General features: G+C 41.8%; 12 protein-coding genes. 11 read left to right on the top strand and 1 reads right to left on the bottom strand.

Annotated features, from left to right (window positions below; all coding sequences use genetic code 11):
- Positions 1-238: 238 nt before the first annotated feature.
- The 4 genes from clpX (at position 239) to yihA (ending at position 6,483) form a co-directional block, all read left to right on the top strand.
- Positions 239-1,507 carry an ATP-dependent protease ATP-binding subunit ClpX gene (gene clpX, locus ACIQXH_RS03210; RefSeq protein ID WP_402874628.1) on the top strand — a complete coding sequence of 423 codons (1,269 nt, stop codon included), beginning with the start codon at positions 239-241 and terminating at the stop codon, positions 1,505-1,507.
- Between the two features lie 181 nt (positions 1,508-1,688).
- Positions 1,689-3,359, top strand: a complete 1,671-nt coding sequence (gene lonB / locus ACIQXH_RS03205; RefSeq protein WP_402874629.1) for an ATP-dependent protease LonB — start codon at positions 1,689-1,691, stop codon at positions 3,357-3,359.
- Between the two features lie 224 nt (positions 3,360-3,583).
- Positions 3,584-5,905 (top strand): endopeptidase La, encoded by a 2,322-nt coding sequence (gene lon, locus ACIQXH_RS03200; protein WP_402874631.1) that lies wholly within the window; start codon positions 3,584-3,586, stop codon positions 5,903-5,905.
- Positions 5,902-6,483, top strand: a complete 582-nt coding sequence (yihA, locus tag ACIQXH_RS03195; protein WP_402874633.1) for a ribosome biogenesis GTP-binding protein YihA/YsxC — start codon at positions 5,902-5,904, stop codon at positions 6,481-6,483. The genes lon and yihA overlap by 4 nt, the downstream gene beginning before the upstream one ends.
- A 76-nt stretch (positions 6,484-6,559) precedes the next feature.
- Here yihA and ACIQXH_RS03190 read toward each other — a convergent pair whose 3' ends face one another.
- Positions 6,560-7,042 carry a LiaI-LiaF-like domain-containing protein gene (locus ACIQXH_RS03190; RefSeq protein WP_402875857.1) on the bottom strand — a complete coding sequence of 161 codons (483 nt, stop codon included), beginning with the start codon at positions 7,040-7,042 and terminating at the stop codon, positions 6,560-6,562.
- A 246-nt stretch (positions 7,043-7,288) separates the two neighbouring features.
- On the opposite strand from ACIQXH_RS03190, the gene hemA reads away from it, so the two are divergent.
- The 7 genes from hemA to ACIQXH_RS03155 all read left to right on the top strand — a co-directional run bounded on the left by hemA (position 7,289) and on the right by ACIQXH_RS03155 (position 15,342).
- Positions 7,289-8,638: a glutamyl-tRNA reductase gene (gene hemA / locus ACIQXH_RS03185; RefSeq protein WP_402875855.1), complete on the top strand. Its 1,350-nt coding sequence runs from the start codon at positions 7,289-7,291 to the stop codon at positions 8,636-8,638.
- Between the two features lie 10 nt (positions 8,639-8,648).
- On the top strand, positions 8,649-9,479 hold the full coding sequence (locus ACIQXH_RS03180; RefSeq protein WP_402986494.1) for a cytochrome C assembly family protein: 831 nt from the start codon (positions 8,649-8,651) through the stop codon (positions 9,477-9,479).
- Positions 9,480-9,488: 9 nt separating this feature from the next.
- Positions 9,489-10,421, top strand: a complete 933-nt coding sequence (gene hemC / locus ACIQXH_RS03175) for a hydroxymethylbilane synthase (RefSeq protein WP_402875850.1) — start codon at positions 9,489-9,491, stop codon at positions 10,419-10,421.
- Positions 10,421-11,221, top strand: coding sequence for a uroporphyrinogen-III synthase (locus ACIQXH_RS03170; protein ID WP_403122122.1), 801 nt, complete (start codon positions 10,421-10,423; stop codon positions 11,219-11,221). The genes hemC and ACIQXH_RS03170 overlap by 1 nt, the downstream gene beginning before the upstream one ends.
- Positions 11,218-12,210 (top strand): porphobilinogen synthase, encoded by a 993-nt coding sequence (gene hemB, locus ACIQXH_RS03165; protein ID WP_402875846.1) that lies wholly within the window; start codon positions 11,218-11,220, stop codon positions 12,208-12,210. The genes ACIQXH_RS03170 and hemB overlap by 4 nt, the downstream gene beginning before the upstream one ends.
- Positions 12,211-12,252: 42 nt before the next feature.
- Positions 12,253-13,542 (top strand): glutamate-1-semialdehyde 2,1-aminomutase, encoded by a 1,290-nt coding sequence (hemL, locus tag ACIQXH_RS03160; protein WP_402875844.1) that lies wholly within the window; start codon positions 12,253-12,255, stop codon positions 13,540-13,542.
- A 186-nt stretch (positions 13,543-13,728) separates the two neighbouring features.
- Positions 13,729-15,342, top strand: a complete 1,614-nt coding sequence (locus tag ACIQXH_RS03155) for a LysM peptidoglycan-binding domain-containing protein (protein WP_403122120.1) — start codon at positions 13,729-13,731, stop codon at positions 15,340-15,342.
- The last annotated feature ends 46 nt before the right edge of the window (positions 15,343-15,388 follow it).

The raw sequence follows: 15,388 nt of genomic DNA, 5'->3' as shown, positions 1-15,388 counted from the left end.
TTAAAAACCGAAAAGTTTGGACATACTGGTAAATGGAAACATACATATGAAATGAAAATTTGTACTTATTGGACAACTTGTGGGTGAGCGTTTTTGTTACAAAATTTCCAAGAACGTGATAGAATGCAAAACATACTAGGAATTTTGGAACGCTAAAGTATTTGTGTGTCTTTCCTATAGTGGATTTGACACCTTTACATCACTAGAGTTGGAAGAGTATTTAAAGGGGTGAACGTTCATGTTTAAATTTAATGATGAAAAAGGACAATTAAAATGTTCTTTTTGCGGAAAAACTCAAGAACAGGTCCGCAAACTGGTAGCTGGTCCAGGTGTATATATTTGTGACGAGTGTATCGAACTTTGTACTGAAATCGTTGAAGAAGAGCTAGGTACTGATGAAGAAGTAGAATTTAGAGATGTACCTAAACCTAAGGAAATTCGTGCGATACTAGACGAATACGTAATTGGACAAGAACAGGCTAAAAAATCTTTGGCCGTCGCTGTTTATAATCATTATAAACGTATCAATTCCAATAGCAAAGTTGATGACGTCGAGTTATCCAAGAGTAATATCGCTCTTATTGGACCGACAGGAAGCGGGAAAACGCTACTTGCCCAAACATTGGCGCGTCTATTGAATGTACCTTTTGCCATTGCTGACGCAACTTCATTAACGGAAGCTGGTTATGTTGGGGAAGATGTAGAGAACATCCTTCTTAAGCTGATTCAAGCGGCTGATTACGATGTGGAAAAAGCGGAAAAAGGCATCATTTATATTGATGAAATTGATAAAGTGGCCCGTAAATCCGAAAACCCATCGATTACACGCGATGTATCCGGTGAAGGTGTACAGCAGGCCTTATTGAAAATTCTTGAAGGTACCGTGGCAAGCGTTCCGCCACAAGGAGGACGTAAACATCCTCATCAAGAATTCATCCAAATCGATACGACTAATATCTTATTCATCTGTGGTGGTGCTTTTGACGGCATCGAACCGATCATCAAACGCCGTTTAGGCCAAAAAGTCATTGGCTTTGGTTCTGATGTTAAAAAAGATGATATCGCAGAAAAAGAATTGCTTTCTAAAGTTCTTCCAGAAGATTTACTGCGTTTCGGTCTAATTCCGGAATTCATCGGTCGTCTTCCTGTCATTGCTACACTAGAGCAATTGGACGAAGCCGCTTTGATTGAAATCCTTACAAAACCGAAAAATGCTCTTGTGAAGCAATATCAAAAATTGCTTGAGCTTGACGACGTGGAATTGGAATTCGAACAGGAAGCACTTAGTGAAATTGCTAAAAAGGCGATTGAACGTAAAACAGGTGCGCGTGGACTCCGTTCCATCATTGAAGGAATTATCCTTGAAGTGATGTTCGATCTTCCATCACGTGATGATGTTGCCAAATGTGTAATTACAGGAAGCACAATCGCGAAAAACGAAACACCAAAGCTTGTCCTGAAAGATGGTACAACCATTCAGGGACAAGGGAAGAAAACATCTGCTTAATCGATTAGTCAAAAAACTGCCAGTTCTTCTGGCAGTTTTTTTATGTTCTTTTTCATTACCTCAGTGCTTCTAAGTTTATATCTCAAAACACCAAAATTTACATCCCATATTTATTGGATTATTTCGCCCTCCCCTAGGAGATACTATCAGAAATGACAAGGCAGTAGCAGGAGGGAAAACGATGAACTGGACAGGAATAGCGTTATTTATTCAGCTGTTTTTTGGTATTGTGATTGGTTTGTATTTTTTGAATTTATTAAAAGGTCAACGGACACAAAAAGTTTCGATTAACCGTGATTCACGAAAGGAAATGGATCAGCTACAAAGGATGAGGTCCATCTCCCTAACAGAGCCATTGTCAGAAAAGGTGAGGCCGATTACATTTAAGGATATCATCGGTCAGGAGGACGGCATCAAATCTCTAAAAGCAGCTTTATGCGGTCCGAATCCTCAGCATGTGATCATTTATGGTCCTCCAGGAGTGGGGAAAACGGCAGCTGCAAGGATCGTTCTAGAAGAAGCCAAGAAAAATGGGAAGTCTCCTTTCAAGAAGTCGGCAGTCTTTATCGAACTGGATGCAACGACTGCTAGATTCGATGAACGGGGAATAGCCGATCCGTTAATAGGTTCAGTACACGACCCTATATATCAAGGCGCCGGGGCCATGGGCCAGGCGGGTATCCCGCAACCCAAACAAGGGGCTGTCAGTAATGCTCATGGCGGCGTACTGTTTATAGATGAAATTGGGGAACTCCATCCCATTCAAATGAACAAGTTGTTAAAGGTGCTGGAAGACCGGAAAGTGTTTCTCGAAAGTGCTTATTATCAAGAAGAAAATCAAAATATTCCGACCCATATCCATGATATATTTAAAAATGGACTTCCTGCCGACTTTCGCTTGATTGGGGCTACAACAAGAACGCCTAATGAAATTGCCCCAGCCATTCGTTCAAGGTGCATTGAAGTGTTTTTCCGTGAACTGGACCGTGAGGAAATCGTATCCGTTGCCAAAAATGCTTCCGATAAGGTAGGTATCACTATTAGTGAAAAGGGACTTCAGTCGATTTCGGATTACGCCCGAAATGGAAGGGAAGCTGTCAATATGATTCAAACATTGGCCGGTATCTCCATTAATGAAAATCGAAGCTACATCAGGGAAGAAGATATTGATTGGATGGCTCATAGCAGCCAACTTACACAGAGGATGGACCGGAAAATAGAGTCAAGTCCAAAAATAGGACTGGTTAATGGTCTTGCCGTTTATGGTCCTAACAGTGGGGCTTTGTTGGAAATCGAAGTGACTGTGATGGCTGCTAACGATGATAAAGGTTCAATCAATATTACAGGGATAGTCGAAGAAGAAAGCATTGGTGGTGGAAATGGGAAATCCATTCGTCGCAAGAGCATGGCCAAGGGGTCGATTGAAAATGTCATCACGGTCCTGCGTTCAATGGGCGTTCCAGCCGACCAATTCGATATCCATGTTAACTTCCCAGGCGGCAGCCCTGTGGACGGTCCATCAGCGGGTATAGCGATGGCAACGGGCATATACTCGGCCATCTATAAAATGCCTGTGGATCATACGGTAGCGATGACGGGAGAAATTAGTATTCATGGTGGCGTTAAACCAATCGGAGGCGTCATTCCGAAGATAAAGGCCGCAAAACTGGCTGGGGCAAAGACTGTCATTATTCCAGCTGAAAACATGCAACCGCTGCTGCTGGAAATAAAAGATATCGAGATCATTCCTGTTACGAATGTAAAAGAAGTATTGGATAGGGCGCTGAAGAAAGAGATAATATCCGATCAGATATTAGCCTCCTTGGACCCTTCGAAAAAAGAAAGCGTATAACAGGAGAACCCCGGTTTGAAAAAGACCGGGGCGTTTTCTGGCCGAAAAAAATAATCATGAATTCAGGCGTGCTTTTTCCTCGGAAATTGGAGATAATAAAAGCAATTATACCTGTTAAGGTAAACAAATAGACACTTCTATATAAATAGGATAGAATTGTTAAAAGGTTGATAACTTGGGTAATTAGTTTACAACGACGATACTAAATTTGGAGGTGTCAGGAAATGACTGATCAAGAAATCATCGTTCCCCTCCTGCCGCTAAGAGGACTGCTTGTATATCCAACAATGGTACTTCATTTAGATGTGGGCCGAGATAAATCGGTACAAGCCCTTGAGAAAGCAATGGTGGAAGACCATCTTATATTTTTGACGACACAGAAAGATGTGACGTTGGATGAACCTGGTGAAGAAGATTTATTTACCATGGGTACATTAACAAAAGTAAAACAGATGCTGAAACTTCCAAATGGTACCATCCGTGTTTTAGTGGAAGGTTTAAACCGGGCAGAGGTTAGTGAATTTTACGATTATGAGACACACTATGGTGCGAAGGTTAAAATATATGAAGACAGCGATGAAAAAGATGCAGAACATCAAGCATTAATGCGCACCTTGCTGGATTATTTTGAACAATACATAAAGATGTCCAAAAAAATAACCGGTGAAACGTTCTCTTCCACTTCAGATATTGAAGAACCGGGTAGATTGGCTGATATCATCGCCTCCCATTTGCCTCTTAAGTTGAAAGAGAAGCAAGAAGTGCTTGAGACCATTGATATGAAAGAGCGCTTAAGCCGGGTGATTGAAATCATCAATAACGAAAAGGAAGTCCTTTTCCTGGAGAAAAAGATCGGTCAGCGTGTCAAGCGATCCATGGAACGGACACAAAAAGAATATTATCTACGTGAACAAATGAAGGCCATCCAGAAGGAACTAGGGGATAAAGAAGGTAAGACAGGAGAAATCGCCGTTCTTACTGAAAAAATAGAAGAAGCCGATATGCCAGCGCATATTAAAGAAACGGCTTTAAAAGAACTCGACCGGTATGAAAAAGTACCATCCAGTTCAGCTGAAAGCTCCGTTATCCGCAATTACATCGAATGGTTAATATCGCTTCCATGGTCGAATGCCACGAAAGATGATCTTAATATTCATAAAGCGGAAAAAATCCTTAACCGTGACCATTATGGATTGGAAAAGGTCAAAGAACGGGTGCTTGAATACTTGGCTGTCCAGCAGCTGACTAATTCGTTAAAGGGACCGATTCTTTGTTTGGTAGGTCCTCCAGGCGTCGGAAAAACAAGCTTAGCTAAGTCGATTGCCTCATCATTGAACCGGAAGTTTGTTCGAATTTCCCTAGGTGGCGTGCGTGATGAATCGGAAATCCGGGGACACCGCCGCACATATGTAGGGGCCATGCCAGGTAGAATCATCCAAGGGATGAAAAAGGCGGGCACGATTAATCCGGTATTTTTACTGGATGAAGTGGATAAGATGTCCAATGACTTTAGGGGAGACCCATCGGCCGCGATGTTAGAAGTGCTTGACCCGGAACAAAACCATAACTTCAGTGACCATTATATTGAAGAGACGTATAATCTTTCTAAAGTTATGTTCGTTGCGACAGCCAATAATCTTTCAACAATTCCAGGACCGCTTCGTGATCGTATGGAAATCATTTCGATTGCAGGTTATACTGAAATAGAGAAGCTTCATATCGCCAAGGATCACCTACTGCCTAGACAGTTGGAGAATCATGGTCTATTGAAGACACAACTGCAAATCCGTGAAGAAGCCCTTACTAAGATCATTCGTTATTATACTCGGGAAGCCGGTGTCCGTAGTCTAGAACGGCAGCTTGCCAGTATTTGCAGGAAAACGGCGAAGATCATCGTTTCCGGTGATAAAAAACGAGTCGTGATTTCTGATAAGAATGTCGAGGAGTTTTTAGGGAAAACGATGTTCCATTATGGACAAGCGGAGATAGAAAACCAAATAGGTGTCGCTAATGGATTGGCATACACTTCCGTTGGTGGGGATACGTTACAGATCGAGGTATCTCTATCACCAGGAAAAGGAAAGCTCATTTTGACTGGGAAACTTGGCGACGTCATGAAAGAATCAGCTCAGGCTGCTTTCAGTTATGTACGTTCGAAGACCGAGAAACTCCACATCGATACGAACTTCCATGAAAAGTATGATATCCATATCCATGTTCCAGAAGGAGCCGTTCCTAAGGATGGTCCATCTGCAGGCATCACGATTGCAACAGCGTTAATATCGGCTCTAACTAATAGGCCGATCAGAAAAGAGGTAGGCATGACAGGCGAAATTACATTACGCGGACGGGTTCTCCCAATTGGTGGCCTTAAGGAAAAATCCTTAGCGGCTCATCGGGCAGGACTTACGAAAATCATCATCCCGCAAGATAACGAAAAGGATATTGATGATATCCCGGAAAGTGTCCGTAAAGAATTAATATTTGTTCCAGTTTCACATGTTGATGAAGTCCTAGAACATGCATTGGTAGGTGTGGACGAATGAAAGTAACAAGTTCAGATATTGTCATCAGTGCCGTTAAGCCTGAACAATATCCTAACACCCCCATTCCGGAATTTGCCTTAGCTGGTCGTTCCAATGTCGGGAAATCAAGTTTCATCAATAAATTGATCAATCGAAAAAATTTAGCGCGGACTTCTTCCAAGCCAGGAAAGACGCAAACGCTGAATTTCTATATCATAAATGAAGCCATGCATTTTGTGGATGTACCTGGTTACGGGTATGCAAAGGTTTCTAAAAGCGAACGTGATGCGTGGGGGAGAATGATTGAAACATATTTCACCTCCCGTGAACAGCTTCGTGCAGCGATATTGGTCGTTGATTTACGCCATCCGCCGACTAAAGATGATATAGCCATGTATGAGTTCCTGAAGCATTACGATTTGCCAAGAATCGTGATAGCGACGAAAGCAGACAAAATCCCAAAAGGGAAATGGCAAAAACATCTTAAAATCACACGCCAAACGCTTAATCTGGAAAAAGAAGATGAATTGCTTCTTTTCTCAGGTGAAACCGGAGAAGGTAAAGAACAAGTCTGGGGCGTTTTGAAGAAATACATGTAAGAGATAAAGGACATTCCCTAAGTGGAATGCCCTTCTCTTCTTAGTGAAAAAAGGTCTCCCATCTGGGAGGCCTTTTTCATTTTCTTCGAAGTAAGATATACACACCAATTGCGATTAAAACAAATGGCCAAAATTTTTCTATATTATAGGTTCCTGTTTCCAGTATTCCGAAAGATGAGGTGATTTTGTCATAAAACAAAGTGAGGATCGCTATGAAGAATAAAATCATCCCGTGCATCATGCCTGTATTCGTTTTACGTGTCCTAAGAATAAAACCTAGAGAAATGATTAAAATAAAGATACCAAGGCTATCCGGCCAAATCTCTAGGTTATTGGCGATATGGAAATGGGCGCCGAATCCGAGCAGGATGACACCGGGAAGTATGGATTCATACTCACTCCCACTGTAGGCCTGGATTAAAAAGGCAATACCGACAATACATAATAGTGTAGGCCAGCTAAAGAAACCTGGGAAAATTTCAATTCGTGAATGTTCAAGAAAAAAATAAAGTCCGAAACCGATTAAAATGATTCCGGGAAAAATTCGTTGCTTTTTCATTTTATCCTCCTATCAATTCGATTACTTGAAGTTTATTGGTATTTTTGATATGGTTCTTTTGTACACAATGTCGAAATATGTATTTAATATAAAAATACGGCTTATATATTCACTATATTAGTGGGTGAACAAGCTTTCTTATTATGGTAGCATACGTTCATAAACTGTTCATATATTTTTTTGTTTCAGTTTTTGTACATGGTATAATGAAGGTACATGAAAAATTTTGGGGGTGCAAAAGAAAAGATGCATATTCTAGCGGTTGGTATCAATTACAAAACTGCCCCTGTAGAAATTCGGGAAAAATTGTCGTTTAATGAAGCCGAACTTGCCGAGGCAATGAAAGCTCTTAAAAATAAAAAAAGTATTTTGGAGAATGTCATTATTTCCACATGCAATAGAACGGAAATATATGCGGTAGGTGATCAACTTCATACTAGCCGATACTATATTAAGGAATTCCTTTCTGAGTGGTTTCACATCGATAAAGAGGAGTTTTCTAAATATCTGTTTTTCTATGAAGGGGACGCTGCTGTTGAGCATTTATTTTCAGTTACATGTGGCCTGAACTCCATGATTCTTGGGGAAACGCAGATTTTGGGACAAGTTCGCTCGAGTTATATGTTGGGACAGAAGGAAGATACAATAGGAACGGTTTCTAATCATCTTTTCAAGCAAGCCCTTACACTGGCCAAAAAAGCCCATTCGGAAACGGAAATCAATACGAATGCAGTTTCCGTGAGCTATGCGGCCGTTGAATTGGCGAAGAAAATCTTTGGAAGCTTAAGTGGCAAGAATGTGCTGATTCTCGGAGCAGGTAAAATGGGTGAATTGGCGATTCAAAATCTTCACAGTAATGGTGCGGATAGCATTACTGTCATCAATCGTACTTATCAGAAGGCGGTTGATTTAGCTGAGAGATTTAATGGAGATGCAAAACAGCTTCAGGAACTGCAATGTGCATTGGTGGAAGCGGATATCTTAATTACGTCCACTGGATCGAAAGACCTTCTCGTCACAAAAGAAATGATGACATTTGTGAACAAGCTTCGCAAAGGCCGTCCTATCTTCATGGTGGATATCGCTGTTCCACGTGACTTGGATCCAACGTTGGCTGAACTGGAAAACGTATTCCTATACGACATCGATGACCTTGAAGGAATCGTACAAGCGAATATCGAAGAACGTAAGAAAGCTGCTGAAAAGATTGGCTTAATGATTGAATTCGAGATTGTTGAATTTAATCAGTGGATGAATTTGCTTGGTGTGGTTCCAGTCATTTCGTCCCTACGGGAAAAATCGTTATCGATTCAAAAGGAAACGATGGAGAGCATTGAAAGAAAGCTCCCACACTTGAGTGAACGTGATATAAAAGTATTGAATAAACATACGAAGAGCATCATTAATCAAATGCTGAGGGATCCGATTTTATATGCCAAAGAACTGGCAGAGGAACCAAATGCAAAAGAACAATTAAATAATTTTGTGAAAATCTTTCATTTAGAGGAATTGGTTGAAGAAAAGATGGTAGAGGACAATGAAACTGAAAAGGCACATGCGAAGTCTTCTCTACTAAATCCAGTTCCTGTCCATTAATGAGGTAGATATGGAATTACTAATGACAAGGTTACATGAAGGTACTGTATTGTTATATGCCGTCAGTATGCTTTTATATTTCTTCGATTTTCTAAATAATAACCAGAAGGCTAATAAAATCGCCTTCTGGTTGCTTTCTATTGTTTGGGTACTGCAAACAATTTTTTTATTTCTTTATGTAATGAAAACGGGAAGATTTCCAATCTTGACGATTTTCGAAGGGCTATATTTTTATGCTTGGCTCCTCGTTTCATTATCATTGATCATTAACCGGTTGTTACGTGTCGATTTTATCGTATTCTTTACTAATCTACTTGGGTTCATGGTGATGGCCATCCATACGTTTGCCCCTGTCCAGATAGAATCGGAAGTCCTTGCACAACAGCTGGTTTCTGAGCTTTTATTTATTCATATCACGTTTGCCTTACTATCTTATAGTGCTTTTACTCTTTCATTCGTGTTTTCCTTACTCTACTTGATTCAATATGACTTATTGAAGCGAAAGAAATGGGGTAAGCGGTTGCTTCGACTGGGTGATTTGACGAAGCTTGAAAATCTGTCGTATGTTCTCGCTGTAATCGGCGTTCCGTTATTGGGGGTATCTTTGATACTGGGCATTCAGTGGGCCAATCTTAAATTACCAGGTGTTTCTTGGTTGGATATGAAAATTATCGGTTCGTTTGTTATATTGATAGGATACAGTGTTTATTTATACTTGAAAATCCGAAAACAGGTTTATGGCAGGGCTTTGGCCTTTTTGAATATTGGATTCTTCATGATTGTATTAATTAACTTTTTCCTTTTTGGAAGTCTTTCATCATTCCATGTTTGGAATACATAGGAGGAAACTATGAGAAAAATTATTGTCGGTTCTAGACGTAGTAAACTAGCGATTACCCAAACGAATTGGGTGATTAATCAACTTAAGGAACTTGGCCTTCCCTACGAGTTCGAAGTGAAGGAAATAGTCACGAAAGGTGACCAAATCCTGGATGTGACGCTTTCGAAAGTAGGCGGTAAGGGACTATTTGTTAAAGAAATCGAACAGGCCATGCTGAATAAGGAAATTGATATGGCTGTACATAGCATGAAGGATATGCCAGCGGTGCTTCCAGAAGGATTGACGATTGGCTGCATTCCACCAAGAGAAGATCACCGTGATGCATTGATTTCAAAGAATCATGAAAAGCTTTCTGAATTGAAACCGGGCTCTATTGTCGGAACAAGCAGTTTGCGTCGCAGTGCCCAAATCTTGTCAAGAAGACCGGATCTTGAAATTAAATGGATTCGCGGGAATATTGATACCCGTTTGGATAAACTAAAAAATGAAGAGTATGACGCCATCATTCTAGCTGCTGCAGGTCTTGCTAGAATGGGTTGGAAAAAAGACGTCGTAACGGAATTTTTAGATGAAGACATTTGTTTACCGGCTGTTGGCCAAGGAGCTCTTTCCATTGAGTGCCGTGCAGATGATCATGATTTATTGTCAGAACTCGCTAAATTCACGTGTGAAAATACGAAAAAGACCGTAGAAGCTGAACGTGCCTTTTTAGATAAAATGGAAGGTGGCTGCCAGGTGCCGATTGCAGGATTGGCAGTTGCAAAAGACAATGGAGATGTTTCCTTAACAGCTTTAGTCGCTTCCCCGGATGGTAAAGTGATTTATAAAGAAATGGCTGAGGGCCCAAATCCTGAAGCAGTTGGCCTTGAGGCTGCTAGACTGATTAGTGAATTCGGTGGCAAAGAGTTGATTGATCGTGTAAAAGAGGAGCTTGATCAGTAATGAAGCCGTTTTTGCCTCTTAAAGATTATCAGGTTTTAATCACCAGAGGGAAAGGGCAGGCAGAGGGTTTGCAAACCTTAGTGAAAAAAAATGGGGGAACTCCTCTGATGGTGCCGTTGCTTGAGTTTACCCTTCCAGAAAATCTGGAAGAGGTACAAGAACGGTTGAATCGATTGAACAGCTATGACTGGGTCATATTAACGAGCAAGAATGGTGTGGATTTTTTGTTCAGGCTGCTCGGCAAGCAACAACATGTGGTGCTTCCGAAAATAGCCGTCATTGGATCCAAAACGGAAGAGGCTTTGAACGCGTATGGATATGAAGCGGATTTTGTTCCATCCGAATATGTTGCAGAGCGTTTTGTTTCGGAGTTTATTACTCACCTCGAACCCGGTGAACGTGTCCTCCTTGCGAAAGGGAACCTCGCAAGGACGGTCATAGCGGAGGCCATTAATGAAACGAGTGCATCGTGTGATGAAATGATTATCTATCACACCATACTTCCACAAGAGAGCGAAAGACAACTGGTCCAATTAATCTTGAACGGGAAAGTGGATATCATCACCTTTACAAGCTCTTCCACGGTGAATCACTTTACACAGATCATTGAACAACATGAATTGAATACATACATAAAAGACCTTGTCATTGCTTGTATCGGACCGATTTGTGCCAGGACGGCATCGAGAAATGGTTTACATGTTTCTGTATGTCCTGATGTCTATACAACAGAAGCGATGGTTGAGGAAGTAGTACGATATATTGTTAAAAAGAATCCTAAAGGAGGAACCATAAAATGAAAGATATTTTATTCAATCGTCACCGCCGCCTGCGTGCAAGTGCCGGCATGAGGGCTTTGGTCCGTGAAACATACGTACATAAAGAGGATTTAATCTACCCGATTTTCATCATCGACGGCGAGAACATAAAAACGGAAATCGCCTCCATGCCAGGAATTTACCAGCTTTCGATGGATAATCTAGCGGCAGAGATGGATGAGGTCGTGGGTCTTGGCATTAAATCAGTCATTTTATTCGGTGTTCCATTTGAACATGATAAGGATGAACAAGGCACTGGAGCCTTTCATCATAATGGACTTGTCCAACAAGCAACCCGACTCATCAAAAAACAATACCCTGAAGTCATGGTCATTGCCGACACATGCTTATGTGAATACACAAGCCATGGTCACTGCGGGGTAGTTGAGGGAGACAAAATCTTAAATGATGCGTCACTTGACCTTCTTGCCAAAACGGCCATCAGCCAAGCAGAAGCAGGTGCCGATATCATTGCCCCTTCTAATATGATGGATGGATTTGTTGCGGCCATCCGTGCAGGACTAGATGAAGCGGGTTACGAAGATATCCCGATCATGTCTTATGCTGTGAAATATTCGTCCGCTTTTTATGGTCCTTTCCGTGATGCGGCGAATGGGGCTCCTCAGTTCGGCGACCGGAAAACGTACCAAATGGACCCGGCTAACCGTCTAGAAGCTTTCCGTGAAGCAGAATCCGATGTAGAAGAAGGAGCCGACTTCTTAATCGTGAAACCAGCTCTTTCCTACATGGATGTCATCAGGGACATGAAAAATACCTTCACACTTCCGATTGTGGCTTATAACGTAAGTGGGGAATATTCAATGGTGAAGGCTGCCGCCCAAAACGGCTGGATCGATGAAAAATCAATCGTAATGGAAATGATGACAGGCTTCAAACGAGCAGGTTCTGACTTGATCATTACTTATTTTTCAAAAGATGTAGCCCGTTGGATCGATGAAGATAATAAGTGAGGAAAAAATAATATAGTTTATTAGAGAAAAGGGGACGGATACATGCGTTCATACGAAAACTCAAAAAAGGCGTTTGCCGAAGCTAAAGACCTGATGCCAGGGGGCGTAAACAGTCCTGTCCGTGCCTTCAAGTCAGTGGATATGGATCCCATTTTCATGGAACGGGGTAAAGGATCCAAACTCTATGATATTGATGGCAACGAATATATTGACTACGTTCTTTCATGGGGTCCACTTATTCTTGGTCACACGAATGACCGTGTAGTTGAGGCATTGAAAAAGGTAGCAGAATCAGGTACAAGCTTCGGTACTTCTACGCTGATTGAAAATGAACTGGCTAAGCTAGTCATCGAGAGGGTCCCTTCAATCGAAATGATCCGAATGGTTTCTTCAGGAACAGAAGCTACGATGAGTGCATTGAGATTGGCGCGTGGCTATACAGGCCGCGATAAAATCCTGAAATTTGAAGGGTCTTATCATGGACATGGTGATTCCTTGCTGATTAAGGCCGGCTCTGGTGTGGCTACGCTCGGCTTACCTGATAGTCCAGGAGTGCCTGAAGGAATTGCAAAGAATACCATCACGGTACCATATAATGATCTTGCAGCCACTAAATACGCGTTCGAACAGTTTGGTGAAGACATCGCCTGTATAATCGTCGAGCCGGTTGCAGGGAATATGGGAGTCGTACCGCCACAACCTGGTTTCCTTGAAGGACTACGTGACTTGACGACCCAATACGGATCCTTATTGATCTTTGATGAAGTCATGACAGGCTTCCGAGTAGGTTATAACTGTGCTCAAGGTTATTTCGGCGTTGATCCGGACTTGACTTGCCTAGGTAAAGTGATCGGCGGCGGTTTACCTGTCGGGGCTTTCGGCGGCAAACGTAAAATCATGGAGCAAGTAGCGCCAAGCGGTAATATTTATCAAGCAGGTACATTATCTGGTAACCCGCTTGCAATGACAGCAGGACTTGAAACCCTGAGTCAATTGACACCTGAATCGTATGATGAGTTTACCCGTAAAGGCGATATGCTTGAAAAAGGAATCGGAGAAGCGGCGAAACAATATGGCATTCCCTATACATTCAACCGTGCCGGTTCCATGATCGGACTTTTCTTTACAAATGAAGATGTAGTGAACTATGATACAGCCAAAACATCTGATTTAGAGTTTTTTGCATCGTACTACCGGGAAATGGCGAACCAAGGGATTTATCTGCCGCCTTCTCAATACGAAGGCTTATTCCTATCAACGGCTCATAGCGATGAAGACATTGAAAAAACAATCGCAGCAGCTGAAAAAGCTTTCGCTACATTGAAAAAATAATCGTAAGGGTTTCCCCATTCCGGGGAAGCCCTTTTTTATTTGTGATGATTTCCCCCCTCCGTTCAACCGTTTGTTCGATTCATTCATCCATTTTTCCCATTGATTAAAGGAATAATCATTTCCCTTTCCTCATAGATTGTTATTGGTATAGGTACTGTTTTTCTGAAGCTGAAAGGAGGAGTTGTCTTGTCGCAAGAAAACGAATCGTATTTGCGATTTTCTTTGGAAGAGTCCGTTTGGTTTCATAAGGGACAGGAAGTGGCTGAGCTCTATTCCATATCCCTCGATCCAAATGTGACGATCCAGGAAAGCGATCAATATGTGTTTATCCGGGGTTCATTAGATTTAAGTGGTGAATACAAAGACTCGCAAAACGGTGATTATGAGGAATTTCCTCAAAGCTTTTTGCCGAAAGCCGTTCAAAAGGTTGAGAGGCATCCAGATGGTCTCAATGAATTCACACACCGATTTCCGGTTGATATAACGATACCGAATAACCGAATCTCCTCATTGGAGGAAATCGATATCACGATTCAGAGTTTTGACTATGCCCTGCCTGAACATAACTGCCTAAAATTACAGGCGGATTTGTTGATAACCGGTATTTACAATGATTCCTATGTGGAAGAGCGCATGGAAGTAGATCAAGAGACCGAGGAGACTGAGTTTCTTGAGGAATCAGATGAAGAAAATGAATCATACGTTCCATATGCGGCTGCAGAACCACCCGTCCCTGATTTCCATCATGTCTTCCGCAATGACGAGCAAAGTGATCTATACACGCCATTTTCCGCAGAAGCAAAACGAGTCGCGGAAGCAAAAGAGGATGAAGAAGAGGAACCGGTATACCTAAGTAATCATCAACATAACGCCCCTGTTTTTGAAATTCCTGTATCCCCATTTCCTGAGGAGATGCAGTGGGAAGCCGAGGTCAACAGACAGGATAACGACATAGAGACGCAAGTGAAAAGAAGAGTAATTGAAATTGAGGAAGAGAAAAATGAGACTCCTGTTTCCAAGGAAAAGTGGCCAGCATCGTTTGAGACAGAAAAAGGAGGAAGAATTGAAGAGCAGGTTAAAAGAAGGGTGGATGAGATAGAGGGAGGAAAAGGAGAAAGTATCGAGGAACAGGTCAAAAGGCGAGTGGATGAAATCGAGGCAAAAAAAGATGCAGAGAACAAAGGGAACATCGAGGAACAGGTCAAAAGAAGAGTGGCTGAGATAGAAGATAAAAAAGGAAAACGTATTGAAACCGAAGTGAAAAGAAAAGTCGCTGAAATAGAAGAAGAAAAGGAAGGCTCCGTTTATTTGACCGATGTGGAAAATGTGCCAGTGGTTAAAATTCCGGGTTCGCCCCATCAAGAACAGGATGTCATCGTCAATAGGCAAGATGACAATCTTAGTGATGAGAATGAATCCTCAAGCCTCGAAAAGGATCCGGAATCCCTTTCATCTTTGACCGATCTATTCAAAAGAAGAGAAAAACCAGAAAAACAGGCAAAAGGAATGAAAAATTATAAAGGCAGAAAAAAGCAAAATGCCGAACAAGGTGAAAAAGAAAACCAGGATAATGCGGATAAGCAACACACCATCATGGATCTTTTCGGAAGAAAGCAGGAAGAAGAATTGGTCAGGATGAAGGTCTGTATTGTACAGCAGGGGGAAACGATAGATGATCTGGCCCAGCGTTATGGCGTCACGGTACAATCCTTGCTTCTTAGTAATGAACTAGAAGGCAATCAGAGCGTTACCGAAGGGCAAGTCATTTACATTCCAAAGTCCATTGCTTACAAAAACTAATCACAAGCAGTAAGCAGGGCCTTGGCTCTGCTCCTGCTTTATCTTG

The sequence above is a fragment of the Peribacillus sp. NPDC097225 genome (genome assembly GCF_044761955.1).
GTDB lineage: Bacteria > Bacillota > Bacilli > Bacillales > DSM-1321 > Peribacillus.
Note: the sequence above shows the minus strand (reverse complement) of the source record. Positions and strands in the feature narration are given on the sequence as shown.

Bases quoted from the DNA above. Each gene is read 5' to 3' on its own strand.
- clpX (WP_402874628.1), top strand. From the start codon at position 239: ATGTTTAAATTTAATGATGAAAAAGGACAATTAAAATGTTCTTTTTGC.
- lonB (WP_402874629.1), top strand. From the start codon at position 1,689: ATGAACTGGACAGGAATAGCGTTATTTATTCAGCTGTTTTTTGGTATT.
- lon (WP_402874631.1), top strand. From the start codon at position 3,584: ATGACTGATCAAGAAATCATCGTTCCCCTCCTGCCGCTAAGAGGACTG.
- yihA (WP_402874633.1), top strand. From the start codon at position 5,902: ATGAAAGTAACAAGTTCAGATATTGTCATCAGTGCCGTTAAGCCTGAA.
- ACIQXH_RS03190 (WP_402875857.1), bottom strand. From the start codon at position 7,042: ATGAAAAAGCAACGAATTTTTCCCGGAATCATTTTAATCGGTTTCGGA.
- hemA (WP_402875855.1), top strand. From the start codon at position 7,289: ATGCATATTCTAGCGGTTGGTATCAATTACAAAACTGCCCCTGTAGAA.
- ACIQXH_RS03180 (WP_402986494.1), top strand. From the start codon at position 8,649: ATGGAATTACTAATGACAAGGTTACATGAAGGTACTGTATTGTTATAT.
- hemC (WP_402875850.1), top strand. From the start codon at position 9,489: ATGAGAAAAATTATTGTCGGTTCTAGACGTAGTAAACTAGCGATTACC.
- ACIQXH_RS03170 (WP_403122122.1), top strand. From the start codon at position 10,421: ATGAAGCCGTTTTTGCCTCTTAAAGATTATCAGGTTTTAATCACCAGA.
- hemB (WP_402875846.1), top strand. From the start codon at position 11,218: ATGAAAGATATTTTATTCAATCGTCACCGCCGCCTGCGTGCAAGTGCC.
- hemL (WP_402875844.1), top strand. From the start codon at position 12,253: ATGCGTTCATACGAAAACTCAAAAAAGGCGTTTGCCGAAGCTAAAGAC.